At 33.0% G+C, this 24606-nt stretch carries 17 protein-coding genes and 1 tRNA gene; 7 read left to right on the top strand and 11 right to left on the bottom strand.

All coding sequences use genetic code 11. The features are described from left to right. Nucleotide 1: 1 nt before the first annotated feature. On the bottom strand, nt 2-598 hold the full coding sequence (locus D1818_RS12540; protein WP_118459346.1) for an RNA polymerase sigma factor: 597 nt from the start codon (nt 596-598) through the stop codon (nt 2-4). 294 nt (nt 599-892) lie between these two features. On the opposite strand from D1818_RS12540, the gene D1818_RS12535 reads away from it, so the two are divergent. The 3 genes from D1818_RS12535 to D1818_RS12530 all read left to right on the top strand — a co-directional run bounded on the left by D1818_RS12535 (nt 893) and on the right by D1818_RS12530 (nt 2000). After that, complete coding sequence (locus D1818_RS12535; protein WP_118459345.1) at nt 893-1135, top strand: hypothetical protein; 243 nt, start codon at nt 893-895, stop codon at nt 1133-1135. Between the two features lie 26 nt (nt 1136-1161). Next, a complete protein-coding gene (locus D1818_RS25325; protein WP_158596912.1) occupies nt 1162-1320 on the top strand; it encodes a hypothetical protein in 159 nt (52 codons plus the stop codon). A gap of 98 nt (nt 1321-1418) precedes the next feature. Next, nucleotides 1419-2000: a M23 family metallopeptidase gene (locus D1818_RS12530; RefSeq protein WP_118459344.1), complete on the top strand. Its 582-nt coding sequence runs from the start codon at nt 1419-1421 to the stop codon at nt 1998-2000. Between the two features lie 442 nt (nt 2001-2442). Here the strand turns inward: D1818_RS12530 and D1818_RS12525 are convergent, their stop codons facing one another. The 6 genes from D1818_RS12525 to D1818_RS12500 all read right to left on the bottom strand — a co-directional run bounded on the left by D1818_RS12525 (nt 2443) and on the right by D1818_RS12500 (nt 9220). Next, on the bottom strand, nt 2443-4341 hold the full coding sequence (locus D1818_RS12525; RefSeq protein WP_118459343.1) for a histidine kinase: 1899 nt from the start codon (nt 4339-4341) through the stop codon (nt 2443-2445). Continuing rightward, a complete protein-coding gene (locus D1818_RS12520; RefSeq protein ID WP_118459342.1) occupies nt 4328-5647 on the bottom strand; it encodes an HTTM domain-containing protein in 1320 nt (439 codons plus the stop codon). Before D1818_RS12520 ends, D1818_RS12525 begins: the two co-directional genes overlap by 14 nt. Beyond that, nucleotides 5644-6576, bottom strand: coding sequence for a bifunctional riboflavin kinase/FAD synthetase (locus D1818_RS12515; RefSeq protein ID WP_118459341.1), 933 nt, complete (start codon nt 6574-6576; stop codon nt 5644-5646). Before D1818_RS12515 ends, D1818_RS12520 begins: the two co-directional genes overlap by 4 nt. Nucleotides 6577-6785: 209 nt before the next feature. After that, a complete protein-coding gene (pth, locus tag D1818_RS12510) occupies nt 6786-7418 on the bottom strand; it encodes an aminoacyl-tRNA hydrolase (protein ID WP_118459340.1) in 633 nt (210 codons plus the stop codon). A gap of 210 nt (nt 7419-7628) precedes the next feature. Then, nucleotides 7629-8252 carry a 50S ribosomal protein L25/general stress protein Ctc gene (locus tag D1818_RS12505; protein ID WP_118459339.1) on the bottom strand — a complete coding sequence of 208 codons (624 nt, stop codon included), beginning with the start codon at nt 8250-8252 and terminating at the stop codon, nt 7629-7631. Between the two features lie 26 nt (nt 8253-8278). Continuing rightward, complete coding sequence (locus tag D1818_RS12500; RefSeq protein WP_118459338.1) at nt 8279-9220, bottom strand: ribose-phosphate pyrophosphokinase; 942 nt, start codon at nt 9218-9220, stop codon at nt 8279-8281. A gap of 156 nt (nt 9221-9376) precedes the next feature. Here D1818_RS12500 and D1818_RS12495 point away from each other — a divergent pair. Next, nucleotides 9377-9458 (top strand) — tRNA-Leu (locus D1818_RS12495). Nucleotides 9459-9545: 87 nt separating this feature from the next. Here D1818_RS12495 and D1818_RS12490 read toward each other — a convergent pair. The 4 genes from D1818_RS12490 to D1818_RS12475 form a co-directional block, all read right to left on the bottom strand. Further along, a complete protein-coding gene (locus D1818_RS12490) occupies nt 9546-10325 on the bottom strand; it encodes a prohibitin family protein (protein WP_118459337.1) in 780 nt (259 codons plus the stop codon). 41 nt (nt 10326-10366) lie between these two features. Next, nucleotides 10367-10807 carry a hypothetical protein gene (locus tag D1818_RS12485; RefSeq protein WP_118459336.1) on the bottom strand — a complete coding sequence of 147 codons (441 nt, stop codon included), beginning with the start codon at nt 10805-10807 and terminating at the stop codon, nt 10367-10369. Between the two features lie 457 nt (nt 10808-11264). Then, nucleotides 11265-11456: a hypothetical protein gene (locus D1818_RS12480; protein WP_118459335.1), complete on the bottom strand. Its 192-nt coding sequence runs from the start codon at nt 11454-11456 to the stop codon at nt 11265-11267. Nucleotides 11457-11653: 197 nt separating this feature from the next. Continuing rightward, nucleotides 11654-13168 (bottom strand): NADP-dependent isocitrate dehydrogenase, encoded by a 1515-nt coding sequence (locus D1818_RS12475; RefSeq protein WP_118459334.1) that lies wholly within the window; start codon nt 13166-13168, stop codon nt 11654-11656. 367 nt (nt 13169-13535) lie between these two features. Here D1818_RS12475 and D1818_RS12470 point away from each other — a divergent pair, with 367 nt between their 5' ends. The 3 genes from D1818_RS12470 to D1818_RS12460 all read left to right on the top strand — a co-directional run bounded on the left by D1818_RS12470 (nt 13536) and on the right by D1818_RS12460 (nt 23994). Beyond that, the gene (locus tag D1818_RS12470; protein ID WP_118459333.1) at nt 13536-15161 is read left to right on the top strand and encodes an AraC family transcriptional regulator; all 1626 of its coding nucleotides are present in this window, start codon (nt 13536-13538) and stop codon (nt 15159-15161) included. A gap of 213 nt (nt 15162-15374) precedes the next feature. Further along, complete coding sequence (locus D1818_RS12465) at nt 15375-23075, top strand: BspA family leucine-rich repeat surface protein (protein WP_118459332.1); 7701 nt, start codon at nt 15375-15377, stop codon at nt 23073-23075. A gap of 4 nt (nt 23076-23079) precedes the next feature. After that, nucleotides 23080-23994, top strand: coding sequence for a PorP/SprF family type IX secretion system membrane protein (locus D1818_RS12460; protein ID WP_118459331.1), 915 nt, complete (start codon nt 23080-23082; stop codon nt 23992-23994). The last annotated feature ends 612 nt before the right edge of the window (nt 23995-24606 follow it).

Below are 24606 nucleotides of genomic sequence, written 5' to 3'. Positions count from 1 at the left end.
CTTACTTATATGTTATTAACTGGTCAAATATCTCATAAACCTTTTTAATCAGTCTCTTTTTACAATTGTATTTTGCTTGTACTAAAGCTTGATAGTTCTGAAATCCGAGTCGTTGTTGTAAATCTTTTAATTTTATTTCAGGATCTATTTCTGATTCCATCAATGTTTTGCATTTAGGAGATAAACTTTCTAATGCTTCTGATAACGCTCTTTTTTGTAACCACTCTTGTTCTAAATCTTTAATAGTATCTTGTGTATTCTCATAAGTTACCTCCTCTTTATCTTTTAACTGGTTTAGATCATCTTTTAAAGTAAAAGAATTCCAAAGATTGCGTTTGGAGATTAACCAGGCATTCTTACACATAATATATATATATGCAGTGCTATTTTTAGGTAATTGTTCTTGATTTACAATAAATCGTTCCCAGAATTTTTGCATTGAAACTATAAAAACATCTTGAACTTCGGCTTCAGAATTAGTTAGGGATAAGAGTTGTGGCTTCAATTTTTTAAATACATCTTGAAGGAAATGATCAAAAGCTAATTCATTTCCTTGAATAGCTTGTTCTATTATCTTTTTTAACTTCTTGTCACTCATGTAAATAGTGATTTCCTCTCAAATTTTTGTATTGATTGTTCCAGCATTTTGTATGGAAATCTCTAATGTTTTTTAGATATGCTAAAAGTAATTAAAAAAAGAATTTGAAAAAAAAGTAAAAATTCCCTGTTATGTTTTTCAATTCTTGCATTGATGGTATGTAGACCTGTGAGTTTTTAAATATAAATGACAGTGATACAGGGAATAATAAATCAAATGTGGGGTATTGGAATGGACACAAACCTTGAGTGTCGTAAAATGTTCAGGGCTTAATCATTTTTTAAATTATTACTTATGAAAAAATCATTGTTAAACTTAGGGAAAGTAATTAGTAAATCCGAACAGAAAGAAATTTCAGGAGGAATGCGAGGAGGTTTCGAGGCTTGTGGATGTACTAGTAATTATGTTGTAGAATGGGTGGATTCAAGAGGAGAAGTTTGTTCATATGCCGCTGCTGGAACATCTAATGGATCTCCTTTTCCAGGTGGTAGATGTCTTGGTAGGGTTCAAAGTGGAATGTGTTGTCCTGAATATTAATTCCACAATTTTAAATTAAGTTACTCATGAAAAAATCAATTTTAGATTTCGGTAGAGTGCTAAGTAAATCTGAACAACAGCAAATTAAAGCTAAAGGAAATGTCTATTGGTGTACAGGAGGTAATTCTCATACCACAAATCAATGGTGTCCGGTTCCCTGTTTTATGGGAAACTGTTTGTTGTAGATTAATTGTTAGCGAGGTTTTCTGAAAGGGGGAACCTCGTTTTTTCTTCTAGTTTTATTAGCTTCAAAATATAGGAGTATATATCGTATATTTAGTATATGATCACTACTACGACCAGGCGTTTTTTAGCATCACTTTTAATCCTTATAGGTTCTTTGTATAGGAATAAAAGAACTCGAAAATTTACATTAATACCAATGTTAGTAATTGGTTTAGGGTTTCTATTACCACAAAAAATGATTATTCCGATAAAAGGAGCTACGACTAAGGATTGGGACGATAATTCCTTTTGGGCCTATCCTTGGGGAAGTTCCATTACGCATAAGGGTATTGATATTTTTAAGGAAAAAGGCACTGATGTGATCTCAGCCACTTATGGGATAGTAATCTATACGTATGAAGGTGGTAAAGGAGGGAAGACGGTTATGGTGTTAGGTCCTAAGTGGCGGTTTCATTATTATGCGCATCTGGATGAGGTAGATGCATTTCCGTTTCAGCCTGTAGCGTCAGGAACTAAATTAGGAACAGTAGGTAATACTGGTAATGCCGTAGGTAAACCACCACATTTACATTATGCCATCACGACACCCTTTCCATATTGGTGGTTACGAGATCCTGATATTATACAAGGAAATCGAAAAATGTTTTATTTAGATCCAGATACTTGGTTGAGAGAGTAAATCGTATTTTTATTTAAAAGAATTCTTTTCTGTAGAATAGGTGTTTTGATGTTAGGTTAATACTAAAAAGCTACGCTGTGAGGCATAGCTTTTGGGTAATATGACGATGTGAGGTTTTGGGGGCAATATTTTTAAGTTTGTATTATATGTTTCTTTCTAGAGGCAAATCTTAGTTGCTTATTTTATGTTTCATACTAACAACACTATTTTGTTATTTTCTCTGATGTAAAAATAGTGTAGGTTCTCTTAATATTTCTTTAGAATTGGATAGAAGTAAAGTTTCTGTAGATCAAGTCCAGTTTACTATCGACCAACTGAAATATTATTAAACAATCCGATAATTTGGATTTACAATCTCTATTTTTATTGGTTCATGACTAAGGATTAAAACGAAGATTATCCTGTTTGTAGTTAATAGATCTCTAGAAGATTTTTTTATTTGTTAGGATACCGGAATTTCTATATTGATTACAGTACCTCTATCAATAGTAGAATCTATGACCATATTACCTGATAGAGAATGAAGTCGGTTTTTGATGTTCTTAAAACCAATACCCTCAGCCATCTTTTCTGAATTAAAGCCGATGCCATTATCCTCAAAAAGAAGCTGCAGTATCGTCTGATATTGATTAAGATAAATATCTATTTGATCCGCTTTGGCGTGTTTTAATGTATTCGTTAATAATTCCTGAATTATTTTGAAAAGCTCCTCTTTTAAAGGGTTTTCTATTTCATTAATTTTTTCCTCAGGATGAGGATTGAAAGAAATTTTTTGTTTACTACCTTGTTCTATATTATTTACGTATTCCTTTATTAAGGTTGAAATTCCATTGTTTTGAAACTTTTTTGAAGCAAGATTATGAGATAAATCACGCACTTGATGATATGTTTCGTCTATTTGATTTAATATTTTAGTCTGTATACTTTCATTGTTACTAGTATTAGAAGAAAGTTGTAATTTGATACTTGCCAGATTACCTCCAATACTATCGTGTAATTCCCTGGCTAGACGTCTACGTTCTTTATTTTGTCCATCCATAGTTGCTTTCACGAGATTAAGTTCCTGATCTTTCATTAACCCATACACTTTTTGAGAATTCACCTCTTTTTGAGACTTGTTTAGTGCTATTTGTGTTTTTAATTTCTGGAAGTATAAAAATAACAAGGCAATTACAGGGATTAATACAACCAGAAAACCAATCAAAAATGCTTTTTTGATGGTTCGCTGTCTTTTAATCTCACTTTCTTTGAGTAGTTGTTCTTCCTTAAGGGATAGTATCTCTTTTTCTTTTTGTAACGTTTGATATTTAGCTTCCATTTCCTTTGCAATAACTTTATTCTGATTCTCCAGAATTTGGTTAGAAATAGAGACATATTGAGTCATAAGGTTATAGGCATTCTCATAATCTTTTTCTGCAACTTCTATATTCCTAAGTACCTTAATTACGTCGCGTTGTAGCTCGAGTTTATTCCATTGTAAGGTGTTTGCATAGGCAGTAGATAATACCATTTGCGAAGCCTCTAGATGTCCTTGTCTATAATAAATAATTCCGACTCGAATTACTGCATCTATATAAAGGTCATAGAAGTTATGTTTTAAGGCCTGGTCTTTCACGGATATAAAATGTTCTAGACCTTGTTCCAGTTTGTTTTCGAAAACATCAATTCTACCAAGTCTTATTTTAATGTCTAAATCAACTTTAATATTTTTTTGAGTAAGAAGAAGTTCTTGTGCTTTCTTATAGTTTTCTTTAGCTTCTTCCGTTTTTTTCTGAAATAAGAGTATATCTGCTTTATATTTTATTGCTAAAAGCAATACCTCTTTATCTTCAGTATTTTTTATGCAGGTTTCAAATATCGATAGCGCAGTTTCGACTTCCAATTGATGCAGATACACAACCCCTAAAGCAATCTGATGCAGATTATGCATTTTTTCCATCTCCTCAATAGGAGATATTTCAATGCCATCGAAGTGATGTTTCATAGCATCGTCATAAAGGCCTTTTTCCAGTTTTCCTTTTCCGAGAATATGATAGGCTTTAGATAAATAGAGATTACGATTTAGAAGCAATTCTTTTTGAGACATTACTTCATCTTGAAGCAGGTTTCCGTAATATATAATAGAATCTGTAATCCCTGTTTGAATATGAATGGATGCAATCGTATCGATTAATTTTGCTCTTGTCTGAAAATCTTTGGCATTTTTTAATTCTTTATAAAGATATGAATCTACAAGCGCAGGAGTCTTGCCAAAAGCAGAGTACCAGTCTTTCTTCTCCTGCGCATTCACAGAAAATGAAATCAGTATGATAAATATATAAAGATGTCTATTCCTCATCATATTTAATTACCCAAGGATTGGTTGTAAAATAATTCCACGCTACACTTGTTAAATCTACATCAGGATCGATTAAAACTTTTAGTTTTTTTCCATTAACAGATACATTACTCCTAACGTATACTGCTATATCCTTCCCTTCTTTTAGGTATTCTTTTTTTAGAAATTGTGCAAACTGCCAAATCGCATCAGGTTTAGTATTTACTAAACGACGCTGTTTTTTGGAAAGATATTGATTCTTATCTATTCTTAACTTTTTTTCGGGATTATCCTTATGCTCAATATAAAAATCAGTAGACCCTGATCGCCCACGAAGCATCATTCTCCAGCTTAATTTGTGACCTTCTTCTGTCCATAAAACATCGCCCGGAATGAACCAATGACGAATTGGTAAAGCAAGTTGAACCACAAACCAAATTGTCAATGCTGGGATCAAAAATTTCCGGTAAGAAGGAATGATTAACTCATTTGCTGTATAAAACTCTTTTTTCGGCATAAAAATGCGATGGATGCGTTCTTTGGAAAAGAAAAATACGGTAAATGCTAATGACAAGTATGGGAATATCCCAATCTGAAATACAATAGAATTAAACAGGTGAAAAAAGATACTGATAATAAAAGCCGTGAGACGGGTTCTCCTCCATAGTAATAAAGGAATGATTAGTAGATCGAATAAAATCCCAAAATACGTAATACTCACATGTGTCCAATGTTGTTGTAATAATTCTCCAACAATAGGATAATTTGCTCTGGAAAGCATTAAATTTCTTGCCACGGTATAATCTAACCAATCCGGATATAATTTAGCGACAGATGCATATGTGTATACAATCCATAATTGGATAATAATAAATAAAATACACCATCGAGGCATGGATATTCTTTTAAGCGCCGGATTTTTCTTAACATCTATAGAGAAATAATTCCCAGCAGGTAACGTACTCATAAGAATGCATAGCAGCAGTAATAGGTAATAATGATTGTTGTAGGATGACTTTTGCATATAGTAAACACCGGCCCATAGAACTGTATAGGCAATCATGCTCCAGCGATATTTAAAACCTATCATAATAAATATTCCGAAAATACCCATTAAGGCAAAATAGAAATACATCCCATTTCCGGGGAGCGGTTGCAGAAAATCTAAACCAATAAAGTTAAAAGTAAATTGAGGTTCTACAAGAGTTCTTCTAACCCAACCGGTAAGAATAGCTCCAAAGGATTCTGCTGCAATTAGAAATCCAAAAAAAATCCTAAATATGATTAAAGCACTATTATCTATTTGTGTAAATAACCAACGATTGATCATACCATAGAATTTATATAATCTCTAGAAAAGTCTTCATCTTCTTGCATTGCATTTTTTAAAGCTTCTATAGAATCAAATTTTTTCTCATCTCTTATCCGTATGAGCATCTCAATTTGAATCTTTTTCTCGTATAAGTTAAATGAAGCGTCAAAAAAATGGGTTTCGATGGTTTGGTGTTTTCCATTTACGGTTGGATTATTACCAATATTCATCATCCCAAAATATGTTTTATTATTGATCTGGGATTTTACAACGTATACTCCTTTTTTTGGAATAAGTTTATAATCTTCTTCTATGTGTAGGTTCGCTGTTGGATATTCTAATTTACGTCCTAATTCTTTTCCTTTTATTATTTTTCCGGTAAGCATGAAATTATATCCAAGGTACCTATTAGCCTTTATAATATCTCCGTCGAGTAAAGCCTCACGAATTTTAGTAGAGCTAACTGCTACATCATCTATGTCCTGTTTTGAGATTTCTTCTACCGTAAAATCATTCTGAATACCAAAAGAGGCTAGATCCGTAATATTAGAATTGCGATTACGTCCAAAACGATGATCGTAGCCAATAATAACGTGACGCAGATTTAGTCTGTTAACTAACATTTCTTCAACATACTCCTTAGCCGAAAGACGAGAGAATTCTTTAGTAAAAGGATGGATTACTAAACTATCTAATCCCGTTTTTTCTAATATCTGGATCCGTTCTTCGATAGTATTAATCAGCTTTATATTTGTATCCTTTTGCAAAACCATTCTTGGATGTGGAAAAAAGGTAAGAATTACTGACTCCAGATTGTTTCGCTTGGCGGCTTCAACCAATCTTTCGATTATTTTTTTGTGTCCAATATGAACTCCATCAAAGGTTCCAATAGTTACAACCGATGGTGTATGGTTATCATATGTTTTGGCGTCTGTATAGCGTTTCATCCTTCGTCTTTATTTGTGTTCGATTGTCAGGAAGAATTCATTATTATACACTATAATTAATGTCGATTCGATAGGTGTATTTCGTTTCAAGAAGACTGATTTTTGTAAAACCATTTATTGTAATCTAGGTTTATTTTGCTCTTAATACGTTGGTAATGTATTAAAAATTGTTAGCTATAAAATTAAGGAAATGTTGTGAGATCTACTACTTATTTTCCGTTAAAGGTATTCATAGTATTTGCTAATCCTGCAGTTGCAAAGGATTTGATCAATGCAATTCCTTTATCTAATCGTTCTGGCATAGCAGCTTCTTCTTCAGAATCCCACTCTCCTAAAACGTAGTCCACTTGTCTGCCTTTGCTGAATTCTGCTCCTACACCAAACCTAAATCTACAATATTTAGAGGTGTTGAGTTGAGCCTCGATATCCTTAAGACCATTATGTCCACCTGCGCTACCTTTTGCTTTTACTCTAATGGTACCAAAAGATAGATTGATGTCGTCTGTAATGACTAAAAGATTTTCAAGAGGAACTTTTTCTTTAGTTAACCAATATCTCACAGCTTTTCCGCTAAGATTCATATAGGTATTTGGTTTTAGCAATACTATTGTGCGCCCTTTATGTTTATAGGTTGTGAGGTCTCCTAGTTTTTCAGTTTCGAAAGACAAGCTTTCTTCTTTTGCTAATGCATCTAGAATTCTAAACCCTATATTATGACGTGTATTGTGATATTTAGGTCCTATATTACCGAGACCTACAACAAGAAATTTTTTCATGAGTTCTTCTTGAGTTTCTTCCTTTTCATCTTTTTTTGAAAACCATTTTCTAAAAATAGAAAGCATATGTGTATTGGTTTTGCGTAAGGGATAGCAGCGGCATCCTTTTTTGTTATGCTCTGAGGCTCTCGAAGAGTACAATAAAAAAGATACAGCGAATAGCCCGACCGAAGTGTAACGGAGGGAACGCCATCCTGAAATCAGTGTAAAAATAAAAAAAGCACTCTGAAAATAAAATCAGAATGCTTTTTGATTGTTTTCTTTTTAAAGAAAAGATTAAGCTTCAGCAGCTGGTGCTTCTGCAGCTGTTGCTTCTCCTTCAGTTTCTTCATCTTCCTCATCATCCGTAACTGCTGTACGAGAAGTTTTCACCATACAAATTACTGTGTTTTCTGGGTGTAGAATTGTAAAATCCTCACTAGCTACATCCGTAACATATAATTTGTTTCCTATTTTTAGATTGGTAATATCTCCTTCTAACACGTCTGGTAATTTAGAAGCTAGTCCTTTTACTGTGATACGTCTTAGGTTAAAACGTAATACACCACCATTACGAACACCTTTAGAATTTCCTGTCGTTTTGAAAGGAAGAGCAATGGTGATCGGTTTGTCATCAAAAATCTGAATAAAATCGATGTGTAAGATTCTATCGGTTACAGGGTGAAATTGAATATCCTGTAAGATAGCATTTACCTTTGTACCATTATCCAACGCTATTACCACGGTATGAACGTCCGGAGTGTACACTAAATTTTTGAAAGCAATTTCTGGTGCTGCAAAGTGTACAATAGTGTCTCCACCGTAAATAACACAAGGTACCTGTCCAGCATTACGTAAGGCTTTTGTTGCTTTCTTGCCTACGCTTTCTCTTTGAGATGCATTGATTGTTAATGACTTCATTTTAAAATATATTAATAGTTATTAATTTACATTATAAATTTAGAGCTGATAGACTTATTGTGATGCACTCTATTCATAACATCTGCAAATAAATTAGCACAAGTTATGACTCTAATTTTTTCACTTTTTTGTTTTAGAGGAATAGAATCAGTAACGATTAATTCTTCTAGTTTCGAATTTTTTAATTTTTCATAAGCACCTCCAGAAAGAATAGGGTGTGTACAAATTGCTCTTACGCTTTTTGCACCTCTTTCTATCATTAGGTCAGCAGCTTTTGTTAGTGTTCCTGCAGTATCTACCATATCATCTACTAATACTACATTTTTACCTGTTACATCTCCAATCAATTCCATATGCGAAATTGTATTGGCTTTGGCACGTTGTTTATAACAGATTACTACATCACTTTTTAGTGCTTTAGAATACGCATATGCTCTTTTGGAGCCACCCATATCTGGCGAAGCGATGGTTAGATTGTCTAAATTAAGAGATTGCAGATATGGTAAAAATATTGTGGATGCAAATAAATGATCTACAGGTTTCTCGAAGAATCCCTGAATCTGATCTGCGTGCAAATCCATAGTTATAATTCTTGTTGCACCTGCAGTTTCCAACATTTTAGCAATTAATTTTGCTGCAATAGGAACTCTTGGTTTGTCTTTTCTGTCCTGACGTGCCCATCCGTAATATGGTAATACGGCTGTAATATGTCTTGCTGAAGCCCTTTTTGCGGCATCCAACATTAATAACATTTCCATTAAATGGTCCGAACTAGGATGTGTAGATCCGATTATAAAGACTCTTGATCCTCTAACAGACTCTTCAAAAGAAGGTTGAAACTCACCATCACTGTATGTTGATGTAATTACATTACCTAATTTTGCCCCATATGCGGATACTATCTTTTCTGCTAGTTCTGTACTTTGGTTACAAGCAAAAAATTTTGCTTCTGTAATTGAATTAGGCATAGGGTAAATTGTTGTTTTGTAATGAGTTAAAACTTATTTTCTAAAAACAAGGTGCAAATTTAAAAATTTATTTCTACTCTTCGTCTTATTTTATTACTTATTTAATGGATGTGATCAAATATTTTTTTAATTTTGCCGTCCAATTTACTTGGAAAGGCTCAAGTGGTGGAATTGGTAGACACGTTGGATTCAAAATCCAATGTCGCAAGACGTGCGGGTTCGATTCCCGCCTTGAGTACTGGAAACCCTGATAAATATTTATTTATCAGGGTTTTTTCTTTGGATGAAATTAATTTATGAAAGTTCTATTAGATGTTTTTTAAAGTTAATCATCCGAATCAATCAATAAGGGAGTTTTTCCATCGGTGATAATTATTTTACTGTTAGGTGATTCAGATAATTTGTTAAATGCTTCAATACTTCTAATCTTAATAATTTCTTGTGTTAATCCCTCTGAAAGAATTTTTTGAGCATCTCTTTCACCTTCTGCATTTATTACTTTTCTTTCTGCTTCTAATTTTGCTTGTTGGAGCACAAATTCCATTCGCATTGCGTCTTGCTCAGCTTGTAATTTTCGCTCAATAGAGTTGGCTAATCCATTAGGTAATTGTATACGTTTCATCAAAACGGCTATAAGTTCAATACCATCCGCTTGCTTTTTGAGGTTTACTTCCATTTTGTCCTTGATTTCGTCTTCTATTTTTGCACGCATTCCTGAGTGCATATCTTTTGCAAAAAATTGAGCACAAACATCCGAGGAAGCAGATCTGAATACACTAGTAATTATAGATTCATATCCTTGACCTAAATTTTCTAATACTGAAGGTATTTTACTTTGTTGTAAACGGTATAAAATTGAAATTTCAGAATTAACACTAAGGCCCTCTTTACTTGGTAGGCTAAGAACTAACTTTATATTTTTCGTTTGAGTTGATTCTCTTATCACTTTACTAACAAGAGGATTATAAGCTACAGTTCCTTGGGTTGATACTTTATCCGAAAATTTACCTAATGTCTGTTTTACTCCAGCTTCACCAGGTCTTATGACTGCACAATTAGAGCATAGTATCAACACTCCAATCAAAAGGAAAAAATTAGTTTTCATGAGTTCATTTTTTAATAATTAAAAGTACTTATTGTTCATTTTTAAAATCGTAAACGTATTCCAAGGCCTTCCATCCTTGGTGTTTGAGTTTTATGATGATTTATTTCGTTATTTACAGGACTTGTTAATTGTCCAAAGATGCTTACTTTATATAATTGATATTGTGAACGTTTTCTTTCTAATAAAACATTTATATGCGCTGCCCGCGATTTTATTTTTAGAATTTCTTTATTATTTAAAAGTGCTGAAAGTATTGGATTTTTAAAGTCCATATCAGTATAGTCCAAATAGAGATAGTTTTTATAATTTTCACTCGATTCTCTTTTTAAACCATTATTAATAGGATATCCATATAAACAAAATTGGGTTATATCATCAGAACATTTAACAAGAAAAATTTTAGAAGAAGGATCGTTTGTATTGCCATAAGCAATAATATTTAGGGCAATAAAAAAAATAGTTAAACTGATTGATTTTTTCATCTTCTATAGCTTTTGATTAACTTGAAATTGATTTTTCATTTCTCTAAATTAATGAATCTAATTCATATATTTTTATTTATATTTATTATGATTTTAATTAAAATAATTTATGAAAATAAAGAATATGATCGTGTTATTTTATTTCCTGAAATAGCAAGGATTATAAAGAGAAGCCTAATCCTTTAAAGTAGGCTAAATCTGAAAAAAATTGTTAAAAAAAAGTGTATTAACAACAGAGGAACAAGCTTCGTTGTCTCCACAATAAATCATAAGTAGTTAGGTTTTTTTGATTCAGGAATATTACGCAAGCAAGTAATTAAAACCTCTTCTTGTTGTTAAGGAAACAATACCTATAGTAAGACTAAACTTGTTTAAACATTTCAATATTTATTATTCCATCAATTTTCATATGAAGTCCCTTGTCACGGGCTTGTATGATCAATTTGGTTACCAATTCTCAAGAAGCCTTTAGTTCGATAATTCTCATTTCGGCGTGAATTACCCGAAGATCGTTCTTATTCTTAGCACTTAAGATTTGCAAGTTATGAAACTTAATTTTATCTGCAATTAAAGATAAGAGTACATCTGCAGAGTTAATTGGAGAATATGTTCCTTCTACTAACTTGATACTGTTATTGATTGGGTTCATTTCTTATAAGTGTTTTGATTTGTTAGATATTATAGCTTGTTTAGATAAATGATTTAAGCTTCTTTTAGGTAGTAGCTAATGATTTTAGAGAATAAGATAAAAAAGGCACTAGATTATTCTGTTTGTAAAAAATTAGTTGAGTTTGTAGAATAATAAAGTGCCTTTGGATAAGCTAATTCGATTTTTATGATAAATCTCTATTCCCCTTGTCCAAGAGAGAATCGTCTTTTACCGTCAAACTCGTATAAGTTTTCGGTTTTGATTACATCGAATCCTGTGCTATGGAGTTTGGATAAAAGAGCTATTATTTGCTCTTGGTCAATAGGGTTATAATTTGGAATAATTTTTTGTATATCTGAATCCGAGGCTACGAATCTACATCTCCAATGATCCGTGCAGTATGTTTCCTCTAAGCCGTTAGGATATACTTTTACTCCTCTATTTGTTATCATTTTTAGTTTCATATTGTATGCATTAACCTTAGATAAGGCGTCACCAATTTCTTTTGGATTAGCACCAATCCAGTCGATAAATACATCGACACCAACCAGTAACTTATTTACTTTTTTTCTTTTGTATTCGAAGGTTTTCATAACTCCAGAACCTTTTGCTAATCTGCTTACGCATAATTTCTTAGGGGATAATCCTAATCTGAGTATTATTTCGTTGGCAAATTCTTGTGTCGATACCTTTTTCTTACTTATTCCGGATTGATAAATGTCTTGAGTATGATACCCATCTTCTATTGTCTTCAAGAGGGCATTTTTGATTTTATCTGCTATGTCGGATTGACCAATATGTGCTAACATTAATATTGCTGCGTTGATTAGCCCTGAAGGGTTTGCTATCTGTTTTCCTGCGATATCAGGTGCAGAACCATGTATAGCTTCAAACATAGCTACGTTGGTTCCGATATTTGCAGAACCTGCTAGTCCAACAGATCCTGCAATTTCAGCAGCAATATCAGAAATGATGTCTCCATATAGATTAGAAGTTACAATTACATCATAGTTTTCTGGATTAGCAGCTAATTTTGCAGAGCCTATGTCAATAATCTGAGATTCACTTTTTATTTCTGGATATTCTAATGATATTTCTTTAAAAACCTGATGAAATAATCCATCTGTTAACTTCATAATATTATCCTTCACCATGCAGGTGACTTTTTTTCTTCCATATGCTTTTGCATATTCAAAAGCATATCGAATTATTCGTTCACATCCAGGTCTTGTGATTAACTTAAGACATTGCACCACATCTTGGGTTTGTTGGTGTTCAATTCCTGCATATAGATCTTCTTCATTTTCACGAATGATGACAACATCCATGTTGGGAAAGTTAGTTTTGACAAAAGGATGTAAAGATCCTACAGGGCGAACATTGGCATATAGTCCTAATGATTTTCTAAGTGTAACATTTAAACTTTTATATCCTTTTCCCTGAGGAGTAGTTATGGGTGCTTTAAGTATTAATTTATTACGATTAATGATTTTCCAAGATTCTTCATTGATACCTGCAGTATTTCCGGATAAATATACTTGCTCACCTAGATCAATAAATTCAGGTTCAATTTTGGCTCCTGCTGCCTTAAGAATATCCAGAGTAGCGGTCATAATTTCAGGACCGATACCATCACCTTTGGCAATAGCAATTTTTACGGCTTTCTGAATGTTTTTCTTATTTGATTTTTGAATTAACGTGTTGTCTTCCATCTTATTTGATTTAGTATATGAGACAAATATCTGATTTTTTAATCATAAATTTTTATTTATATATATTATGTATTTAATAAATTTAATTTATTAAATACTAACAGAGTATTTGTTCAAAAGACATGTCTATTTTTTATTTAAATATTGAAAATCAATGTGTTGTATTGTATTTTTGTGCTAATGTTACTTGTGTAAATTTCATTTTAAGCTATACTTATGTATCAGTATGAATTACTGTTTTTACTCGTAATAATGATATTATTCATACTAACATTTGAATAAATTTAAATAGGATCGAATGTATAAGATTTATTATTTTAGATAAGTTTTATTTATATTACACTTCATTTATATTATAAATACCCCAATGTTTAAGCGTACTATACTTTTTTTGATATCTATTATTTTTTTTCATAATACGATACAGGCACAGATTTCCGATAATGATTCTATTGAGGTCAAAAAAGTAAGGACATTACAAAAAGTGTCTCAAGCTGCATATCGAAAAGGAGATTTTGAATTGTATAAGAAATATGTAGATTCTTTGCAGCTATTAGCGAAAGAATACAATCTATTAGAAGATGAAGTTTTAGCTGTTGTAGGACAAGGTATTTATTATAGTAATATAGATGTGTATGATGAGTCTCTTAAAAAATACCTTAATGCATTAGATATAGCAAAAGAATTACCCGAGGATTCTAAAACAAGAATTATTGTTCTTGCCAATTTGGGCAATATGTATAATAATCTTGGTCAATATAATAAAGCTTCACAAACCTTCAAGAAGGTCATAAAACTTGCCAAAAGGCACGAAAATCCGGAGCGAGTATTGATTGCTTCATATAATGCTTTAGGCATTACGGCGATGCATCAAAAAAAATATGAAGAGTCTTTAGCATATAGTCAAAAAGTAGATAGTTTTGCCACCGAGCTTTCTAGGAATGATCTAAAAATAACTGCTCTAAATAACATGGCGGATTCGTATGTGAAATTAGAAAGATACCAGGAAGCCATGCACAATGCAGAACTAGCTTTACAATTAATAACAGAAGAAGAATCGATAGAAAGTAAGGCTGAATCGCATTTGCATATTGGAGTATCATTTATAGGGCTTAATAAACTTCCGGAAGCAATTCATATGCTTACAATTGCCCAAGAAATTGCAAAAAACAACCAATTTCTAGAATTAGAAATGCATGTTCATGAATATCTTGCAAAAGCGTATGAATTAAAAGGTGATTTAAAAAAGAGTGTAGCGGAACATAAAAAATACAAAGGACTAAGAGATTCTTATTTAAATACCCTTTCTGAAGGTAAACGTATTATCGCAGAAAGAGAACTCGCAGAACAGACAACTCTTTTAAAAGAACAGAAGAAATCACTATCCAAACAAAATAAAGACATCATTATTTATGGTTCTATACTATGTGTTATCCTTATCTTGGGAATATGGGGATATTTTTTCAATAGAAGGATTTCGTTAAAAAAACAATCCACTGACTTAATACAATATAAGCAGCTTTTGGAAAATGAAAACCAAAGTCTTAGAGCTAAGCTTAATACTGTGCTGAAAAAAAATAATGAAAGTCTTGTATTAACATCGATATCAGACAATTCTTCTAAATACCAAAATTCTTCCTTAAGCCCAGAAGATCGAGATGTTTATGCTGAAAGAATATTACAGTATATGGAAGAGCAAAAACCATATCTGGATGAAGATTTGAAGCAATCTGATTTAGCTGAAGCATTAAATATGAACATACCTCAAATTTCTGAAGTACTGAATGTATGTTTTCAAAAGAATTTCAATAATTTTTTAAACTTATATCGGATAAATGAAGTTAAAAAATTAATGAATAATCCCAATTACGAAGAGTATAAAATCGTAGCAATTGGGTATGAAGCTGGTTTTAAAAGCAAAACTTCTTTTAATAGAGCATTCAAAAATTTGGTCGGCCTTACTCCTTCTGAATATAGGAAAAAGAGTGCTTAAAACACAATTTATAGGTTTCAAATTATAATTTGAAACGTCTCCACTAACATTTATACATAGTTTTGAAGAAGGCAGAATGAAAAACAACGGTTTTCAGGGTTGACCTATGTATTCTGTAATTCTAGTTTTGCCTATGTAAATAAAAGATGAATATAAAGGGAATGTTCATTTTAGTTCAGTTTACAGGGAAAAATTGATTTTTAAATATTTCATATGATAAAAAAAATACACCTGAGTACTTTACTGTATTTGTTAATTTTTGGTTTATTAATAAACCCAGTATCTTATGGGTTCTCCTTAAATTATATTATTGAAGAATCTGAATCCACTAGTTTTGTTGGAGAGTTTACCACCATCTGGGATACGACAAGGCTAGGTACTTCTGCGGATAATGAGATTACAATTCCAATAAATCCAGCCTATACTTATAATTACACAGTTGATTGGGGAGATGGATCTACAGATACGGGTGTAACAGCTGGTATTACACATGCCTATGCTACTTCTGGAGCCTATACTGTAAAAATAAGCGGTGATTTTCCAGCAATTTATTTTAATAATTCCGGAGATAGACGAAAGATTATAGAGATTCTGGAGTGGGGAGTTATCGAATGGCAAACCATGGAAAATGCATTCTTCGGGTGTGAAAACTTGAATTTTGATGCAATTGATACTCCGGATTTATCAAGAGTAACTAATCTTACAAATATGTTTCGTGGCTGTAGCTCATTTAATGGAATAATCAATGATTGGGATGTAAGTAATATTACTGATTTAACCGGTACTTTTTTAGGCGCACAAAGTTTTAACAGACCCCTTGATCGCTGGAATGTGTCTAATGTAACTTCTTTAAAAGGAACTTTTAGCAGCGCCATATTGTTTAACGAGCCTTTAGATAATTGGGATGTAGGTAATGTTACAGACATGGAAGGTCTTTTTGCGGGAGCTAGTGCTTTTAATCAAAATATCAACAATTGGGATGTTAGTCAAGTGACTATCATGAAGGATTTATTCGCCAGAGCAAATACTTACAATCAGCCACTAAATCTATGGAATATCAATAGTGTAATAAATATGTCGGGCATGTTTAGTACAACTTCATTCAATCAAGATATTACCAACTGGATCGTTAGTAATGTTACTGATATGTCTATAATGTTTGCTAATACTCCTTTTAATCAGGATATTTCAGTTTGGGATGTTAGTAATGTTACTAACATGTCTTTAATGTTTAGAGGTGCTACAGTATTTAACCAACCTATCGGAAATTGGGATGTTAGTAACGTCACTAATATGAGGCAAATGTTTTTAGGGGGTAGTTCGAGTTTTACACTATTTAATCAAAATATAGAGAGTTGGGATGTTAGTAATGTTACTAATATGCAAGAAATGTTCAAGCAGAGTGAATTCAATCAACCGCTAAATAATTGGAACGTTAGTAATGTTACTGATATGTCAGGAATGTTTGCCGGTGGTTTCTCTAGAGAAACTACTTTTAATCAACCGCTAGATATGTGGGATACGAGCAGTGTTACCAGCATGGCAACTATGTTTTCGTCTTCAGTTTTTGATCAGCCGATAACCACATTCAATATGACTATGGTGACAAACATAGCTCAAATGTTTTTTAGAAATAGAGAATTCAATCAATCTATTAATAACTGGAATATTGCAAACGTAGTAGACTTACAAGCCGTTTTCTTACAAGCTACAAGCTTTAATCAACCTCTAGATCTTTGGGATACAAGTAGTGTTGTGAGAATGGATAATTTGTTTGGAGGAGCTACCAGTTTTAATCAGAATATAGCCGATTGGAGCATATCTAATGTTACCAATATGACAGATGTATTTAGTAATTCTGGTATAGATCAAACTAATTATGATCAGATTTTAATTGGTTGGGGAGGTCAAGCTGTGCAGTCAGATATTAATTTTGGAGCTGCAACATTAACCTATTGTGATGGCCGTATCGCCAGACAAGATCTGATTGATAATTTTAATTGGACATTCATAGGAGATACTATTAATTGTCCTTTTGCTACTTGTACAACTTTTGCATCTCCAACAGATGGTGATACTAATGTTCCCGCTAATTTTAATTTAGTTTGGAATGCTTCTCCTGATGCTACGGGATATAATGTAACGGTAACAGTTGATCGAGGAGGTACAATAATTTCAGTTTTAGATAATGAAGATGTAGGAAACAATGTAGCTGTAGATTTTGTAGATGATTTTATGCCTGGTGATATCGTTACGGCATTAGTAGTTCCTTATAATGGTGATGGCCCAGCAGTGGGGTGTACATCAATAACTTTTACTGTCGTTCCGAATTGGACAAATGATACTAATGCATTTATATTTACAATAGACACTAGCTTGGCTCAGGATGTAGATGACCGTAGACTATTCGCCATACAGAGAAATAGAGATTTTACATATGACTATTCTGTAGATTGGGGAGATGGTCAGTTTAATAACAATGTTAATGCTGATATTACGCATAATTACTTAGTAGAAGGAGTATACACCATTTCAATAATAGGTACATATCCTGCTCATATTCTTGGAAATAGTTTCAGGGATAGTGCACAAAAGCTTACCAGTATTGAGCAATGGGGAACTAATAAGTGGCAATCTATGGAAGATGCCTTTAGAAATACTAGAGATTTTGCAATTAATGACCCTATGCCACCTGACCTTTCTGAAGTTACTAATATGCAAAGCATGTTTGAATCATCAAGTTTTAACCAAAACATCAATAATTGGAATGTAAGTAATGTTACTAATATGGCTAGAGCATTTATAGGCATGTCTAATTATAATCAGCCCTTAAATGATTGGGATGTAAGTAATGTTACAACTATGAGTGATATGTTTTTAAGTACTAGAAACTTTAATCAACCTCTTGATCAATGGGATGTGGGGAATGTAACCTCTATGAGGAGAATGTTTGATGGGTTTAATCAGAATATGGCTTTTAATCAAAACATTAATACGTGGGATGTTAGTAATGTAACAGATATGGAAACCATGTTTAGGAAGAATATAAACTTTGACCAATCTCTAGGTGATTGGAATGTAAGTAATGTGATCAACATGATGGGGATGTTTATGGACGCAATTGCCTTTAATCAAAATATTAATAGCTGGACTCCTGAGAATGTAACTAATATGGCTTTTATGTTTAGAAATGCAACAGCCTTTAATCAACCTTTGGATAATTGGGATTTGAACAGTCTAGAAAGTATGTCTTTTATGTTTCAAAACGCTACTAGTTTTAATCAAGATATTAATGCTTGGGATGTTAACTCGGTAGAGAATATGAGTGGAGTGTTTAATATGGCAACTGCTTTTAATCAACCCTTGGATAATTGGGATGTTACCAATGTTACAAACATGACGAGTATGTTTGAAAGTGCTACGGCATTCAATCAAGATATTAATACTTGGGATGTTAATTCATTAGTGAATATGACTTCTATTTTTAAGAATGCTACTAGTTTTAACCAACCTATTAATAATTGGGATGTAAGTGCAGTAGCTAATATGACAAGTTCTTTCGAAGGAGCAATAGTGTTTGATCAAGATATTTCTGCTTGGGATGTTAGCTCTGTTACCTTAATGTCTTCTACATTTAAAGATGCATCCGTTTTCAATAGTCTTATGAATGATTGGGATGTTGGATCAGTAACTCGTTTTGATAATATGTTCCAAAATGCGGTAATGTTTAATCAAGCATTATCAAATTGGGATACTGGAGAAGCTCAGAATATGCAAGAAATGTTTAGTGGTGCTACCTCATTTAATCAAAATATTAATCCTTGGAATGTTTCTTTTGTGATGACTATGGAAGAAATGTTTAAGGATGCAATAACTTATAATCAAACTATGGATTCCTGGAATGTGGCCTCAGTAGCTACGATGAAAGGAATGTTTCAGAGCGCTACATCCTTTAATGAAACTATTAACAGTTGGAATGTAAGAAATGTGACTACGATGGAATTTATGTTTGATGGAGCTACTGCATTTGATCAAATATTAAATAATTGGAGAGTTAGTGGTGTCGAAAATATGGATTACATGTTTAGAAATGCCAGTAGCTATAATCAGGAAATGAACAGGTGGAATATTGGTAGTGTTAGTATGCAATCTATATTCGAAAATGCCACCTCTTTTGATCAGTTTCTTGGTGATTGGAATATAAGTAGTGTTAATAATATGCTAGATATGTTGGATAATACGGCACTAACAAGAGAAAATTATGATAGTACATTGATAGCGTGGTCGGAACAAGCACTAACTTCAGGAATTAATCTTGGTGCTGAAACCCTTTTGTATTGTGATAGTATAGAAGAAAGACAATCCATGATTGATACGTATGGTTGGATATTTACTGGAGATATTCGTGATTGTCCGATACCCGTGTGTACACAGCTAACATCACCTGAGGACGGCGATGTAGATGTACCAATAAATACAAACCTTGTTTGGGAGTCAGTTCTGTATGCTACAGAATATGTACTGACCATTACACTTCAACCAAGCGGAACAATAACTAATGTAACAGTTGCTACAGAATCTTATGAATTTGCGGCGAATGAACTTGTTGGTTCAACCAGTGTAACCGTTCTTATAGAGCCTAGAAATGATGAAGGTACCGCCACAGGTTGTGTTGCCGAAACATTTTCTCTATCAACAAATCCTGCTACAGTGCCAGATTGTACTAATTTGACAGATCCAATAACCGGTGCAACCGATGTTTTAATAGATACAGATATTTCTTGGGATGCAATTGCGGATGCAGATGGTTATTTCCTGACTATAGGTACTTCTACTGGTGGGAGCGATATTTTAAATAATGAAGATGTTGGTAATGTCACTACATATGATTTGACAAATGATTTACCAGAAGACACCGAAATCTTTGTAACATTAATTCCTTACAATGAAGAGGGTAATGCAGCTGGATGTTCAGAAGAAAGTTTTACTACAGAGTTGATTGCTGTTGCGCCTTCCTGTACTACTATTTCAGAACCTTTGAATGGAGCAACTAATGTAGCGATAGGTACAAATTTAAGCTGGAATAGTGTAGATGGGGCAACTGGTTATTTAGTTTCTGTAGGTACTACTCAAGGAGGTATCGAAATCGCCAATAGTATAGATGTAGAAAATGTAACCATCTATGATTTTCCAACAGACCTTAGTGAGAACAGAACATTCTATGTAACAATTATACCCTATAATGATGTTGGGGATGCTGCTGGATGTGCAGAGGAGAGTTTTACCACCGAAACTATAGCAACCATTCCAAGTTGTACCACTTTATCGATTCCTTTGAATGGTGCTACCGATATTCCTGTGAATACAGATTTAAGTTGGAGTTCAATTTCTGATGCTACGGGATATCGATTAACGGTTGGTACAAGTTCTGGAGGTACAGATATTATCAATAATCAGGATGTTAGTAATGTTACTACTTTTGATTTGCCGACAGATTTACCAGAGAATACGGAGATTTTTGTAAATATTACACCATACAATGCAGTTGGCGATGCTACGGGATGTACAGAAGAAAGTTTTACTACAGAAACTATAACAACACCGACCGGTCGTCCATTTATCACAACTTGGCAGACTACCACAACTAACGAAAGTATTACTATTCCTACCGAAGGGACAGGCTATGACTACACAGTAGATTGGGGTGATGGGATCACTACTACTGGTGAAACGGGTGATGCTACTCATACATATGTTACTCCAGATATATATACCGTAAGTATCACTGGTAATTTTCCTAGAATTTTTTTCGATACTAATGGAAATCCAACACCAACAGACAATTCTGCCAAAATCTTGACAATTGAACAATGGGGTAGTAACCCTTGGACTTCTATGAGAAGAGCTTTTACCGGATGCATTAATTTAACCGGGAATTTCTCTGATACTCCTGATTTGTCAAATGTTACTGATACCACAGGAATGTTTGCTACCTGTAGACTTTTTAATTCTAATATAAACAATTGGGACATGAGTAATGTAACTGAAATGGCATTTATGTTTCAAAATAATGCTAGTTTCAATCAACCTTTAAACAATTGGGATGTTTCTAAAGTAACAAATATGTTTATTTTGTTTCAAGGAGCTGTAATTTTTAACCAACCTCTGGATAATTGGGATGTTTCTAATGTAGTTAATTTATCGAGTGCGTTTTCATTTGCACGAGCTTTTGATCAAAATATTGGAAGTTGGAATGTCGAACAAGTTGCTGATGCTACAAATATGTTTCAAGGGGTAACCCTATCCACAACTAATTATGACGCACTTTTAATTGGTTGGAACGCTCAAAATCTTCAGCCCAATGTTGTTTTTAGTGGAGGAAATAGCCAGTATTGTGAAGGTGAAGTAGCAAGAACAAATATGATCTCTTCAGATGGATGGGTGATTACCGATGATGGTATTGCTGGGCCTACAGTTGATGATCTGGCAGATCAAATTCAAGTAGATTCTTATACGTTACCTACTATAAATGGGACACAATTGACAGGTAATGAAGCGTATTTTACTGAAACAAATGGAGGAGGAACAAGATATGAAGTAGGTGATACAATCAATTTCGCAGATTTTCCGAGCTATCCGATTACAATTTATATATATGATGGTGCTGGGAGTTGTACTAGTGAACAAAACTTTCTTTTAACTATAACAACATCTAGTGTTGTTCCTAATTGCACTTCTCTGTCTGCTCCAACAAATGGAACTACTAATGTAGTGGTTGGTACAGATATAACTTGGAATTCTGTTTCTGATGCTACGGGATATCGATTAACAGTTGGCACAACTTCTGGCGGTACAGATATTATCAATAATCAGGATGTAAACAATGTAACTACTTTTGATTTGCCGAATGATTTACCTGAGAATACCGAGATTTTTGTAACCGTCATTCCTTATAATGCGGTTGGGGATGCCACAGGTTGTTTAGAAGAAAGTTTTACTACAGAAACTATAACTACAATTCCAAGTTGTACTACCTTATCGATTCCTTTGGATGACGCTACGGATATTTCTGTTGGGACTGATATAAGTTGGAATTCTATTTCAGATGCTACGGGATATCGATTAACAGTTGGTACAAGTTCTGGCGGTACAGATATTATCAATAATCAGGATGTAAACAATGTAACTACTTTTGATTTGCCGACTGATTTACCTGAGAATACCGAGATTTTTGTAACCGTCATTCCTTATAATGCGGTTGGGGATGCCACAGGTTGCGTAGAAGAAAGTTTTACTACTGAAACATTAGCGACTATTCCTAATTGTACTACCTTATCTATTCCTTTGGATGGCGCTACGGATATTTCTGTTGGTACAGATGTAACTTGGAATTTTATTTCTGATGCTACAGGATATAGATTAACGATTGGTACAAGTTCTGGCGGTACAGATATTATCAATAATCAGGATGTAAACAATGTAACTATTTTTGATTTGCCAACTGATTTACCAGAGAATACTGAGATTTTTGTAACTATTATTCCGTACAATGCAGTTGGTGAAGCTATAAGTTGTATAGAGGAAAGATTTACTACAGAAAATCCAATAATTGTAATAGATGATGATACTAAATATGGGTTTTCTCCTGATGGTGATGGAATTAATGAGTTTTGGGAAATCGATGGTATCGAAAACTATCCCGAAAACACCGTTTCAATATATAATCGTTGGGGAGATATGGTGTTCGAAATTTCTGGATATGATAATGCCTCAAGGGTTTTCAGAGGAGATGCTAACCGTTTGACCAATCTAGGTGGTGGCCAATTACCAGAAGGTACTTATTTCTTCAACATTAATATCCCCCAAAATAATTCTCTAAAAAAACTAAAAGGATTTTTAGTTTTAAAACGATAATCACATGACAAAATATATACTTCAGATACTGACAATACTGATCTTGTCATTAAATAGCAATGCGATACAAGCTCAACAAACACCTGTTTTTTCCGATTACTACTACAATCCAGTATTAATAAATCCCGCTCACTCTGGATATTCTCCAGAAACAGAAGTAAGCATAAGTAATTTTGGTTATCTAAATGAATTCGAAGGAAGCCCAAGAACATTCTCAGGAATTCTTAACACAAGTGTTTTTAATGATAATGTTGGAATTAGCGGAGGTTTTATAAGTGATCAGATCGGTGTGACATCAGCAACAACCCTTTTTGCATCGTATGCGTATAAAATAATACTGGATGAGAATTACAATCGAGCGAGATGGTGGAATTATAATCCAAATGTATTGTCGTTTGGTCTTACTACGGGAGTACTGTTTTTTAATGAAGATCTAACAAGATTAAATATACAAGGCGATCCAAATTTTGAAAATGATGTGAACGTAACTGTTCCAACTTTTGGTTTTGGGGTTTTGTATAATCATAATAAACTCTATGTTGGATTTTCGGTTCAAAATTTATTTTCTGATAGTATTGCTTCTGATCAGAATGTAAATATTCAGACACCTTATTATGTATACGGAGGCTACAGATTATACCTCAGTAGATTTGAAGAAATACGAATACAGCCGAGTATGTTGGTTAAGTTTGAAGAAGATGCACCGGCTCAGTTTGATTTTAATGTATCTGCAAATTATAAAAATAGAATAGAGATTGGAGCTGGTTATCGCAGTAGTTCTTCATTTAATGGACTAGTAGGACTCTATTTTTTGAAAAATTGGCGGTTTGCATATAGTTACACCGCTTTTGGAAGCAATACTCCTTTTAATAATACTAATGGTTTTATTCTTACCTATAAAGGAGGTGAAGGATTTTGATTTTTAGGGTACCAAGATTATAAGTGCGATAAAAAAGTACGGTCTATCAAATTATACGTATAGGCCTAAATATTCATAGTTGGGAATAGCTATTTTGTATGAGTAAAGATCATGTAATAGTTCTAATTTTTATATTGAATTTAAGAAAAATAAAATACTGACAATCAAGTATCTGTATTTATTTACCCCTAAAAGTGTATTATAGAAATCTTATTTAGTTATAATATTACATTGTCTAAGTTACGACACTTTTACTGTGATTTATATATGTCTTAAATAAGTAAAATGTTTAGTATATCATCTAATTAAAAGTATAAATGACTTAGATACTAAAAGTAATTAAAACAAGTTAATAAAAGATCGTCTGAATTACTACCCTTTTTGGACGTAAAATAGTAAGATTTGTAAGTTTTCTCCATTTAAAAGGAGAAAAAAATAATGGCTTTAATCAGAAATTGGGAAATTAAATTATTAAGTAAAAATTAAAAAAACTATGAATTTTAATCGCTCCAAAAACCAATAACCTGTATTAAACAAAAAAAGCAAGTAGTAAATATCGATTTCTAAATTCTATCTCCCACCCTTCCGGAATTTGGATATATCATTTTTTAA

Origin of the sequence: Aquimarina sp. BL5 (genome assembly GCF_003443675.1) — a bacterium.
GTDB lineage: Bacteria > Bacteroidota > Bacteroidia > Flavobacteriales > Flavobacteriaceae > Aquimarina.
The sequence above is the reverse complement of the archived record's forward strand: the minus strand, read 5'-3'. Positions and strand labels throughout refer to the sequence as shown.

What these genes read in the sequence shown, in the direction of transcription:
- D1818_RS12540 (WP_118459346.1), bottom strand. Translation starts at nt 598, where the DNA reads ATGAGTGACAAGAAGTTAAAAAAGATAATAGAACAAGCTATTCAAGGA.
- D1818_RS12535 (WP_118459345.1), top strand. Translation starts at nt 893, where the DNA reads ATGAAAAAATCATTGTTAAACTTAGGGAAAGTAATTAGTAAATCCGAA.
- D1818_RS25325 (WP_158596912.1), top strand. Translation starts at nt 1,162, where the DNA reads ATGAAAAAATCAATTTTAGATTTCGGTAGAGTGCTAAGTAAATCTGAA.
- D1818_RS12530 (WP_118459344.1), top strand. Translation starts at nt 1,419, where the DNA reads ATGATCACTACTACGACCAGGCGTTTTTTAGCATCACTTTTAATCCTT.
- D1818_RS12525 (WP_118459343.1), bottom strand. Translation starts at nt 4,341, where the DNA reads ATGATGAGGAATAGACATCTTTATATATTTATCATACTGATTTCATTT.
- D1818_RS12520 (WP_118459342.1), bottom strand. Translation starts at nt 5,647, where the DNA reads ATGATCAATCGTTGGTTATTTACACAAATAGATAATAGTGCTTTAATC.
- D1818_RS12515 (WP_118459341.1), bottom strand. Translation starts at nt 6,576, where the DNA reads ATGAAACGCTATACAGACGCCAAAACATATGATAACCATACACCATCG.
- pth (WP_118459340.1), bottom strand. Translation starts at nt 7,418, where the DNA reads ATGCTTTCTATTTTTAGAAAATGGTTTTCAAAAAAAGATGAAAAGGAA.
- D1818_RS12505 (WP_118459339.1), bottom strand. Translation starts at nt 8,252, where the DNA reads ATGAAGTCATTAACAATCAATGCATCTCAAAGAGAAAGCGTAGGCAAG.
- D1818_RS12500 (WP_118459338.1), bottom strand. Translation starts at nt 9,220, where the DNA reads ATGCCTAATTCAATTACAGAAGCAAAATTTTTTGCTTGTAACCAAAGT.
- D1818_RS12490 (WP_118459337.1), bottom strand. Translation starts at nt 10,325, where the DNA reads ATGAAAACTAATTTTTTCCTTTTGATTGGAGTGTTGATACTATGCTCT.
- D1818_RS12485 (WP_118459336.1), bottom strand. Translation starts at nt 10,807, where the DNA reads ATGAAAAAATCAATCAGTTTAACTATTTTTTTTATTGCCCTAAATATT.
- D1818_RS12480 (WP_118459335.1), bottom strand. Translation starts at nt 11,456, where the DNA reads ATGAACCCAATCAATAACAGTATCAAGTTAGTAGAAGGAACATATTCT.
- D1818_RS12475 (WP_118459334.1), bottom strand. Translation starts at nt 13,168, where the DNA reads ATGGAAGACAACACGTTAATTCAAAAATCAAATAAGAAAAACATTCAG.
- D1818_RS12470 (WP_118459333.1), top strand. Translation starts at nt 13,536, where the DNA reads ATGTTTAAGCGTACTATACTTTTTTTGATATCTATTATTTTTTTTCAT.
- D1818_RS12465 (WP_118459332.1), top strand. Translation starts at nt 15,375, where the DNA reads ATGATAAAAAAAATACACCTGAGTACTTTACTGTATTTGTTAATTTTT.
- D1818_RS12460 (WP_118459331.1), top strand. Translation starts at nt 23,080, where the DNA reads ATGACAAAATATATACTTCAGATACTGACAATACTGATCTTGTCATTA.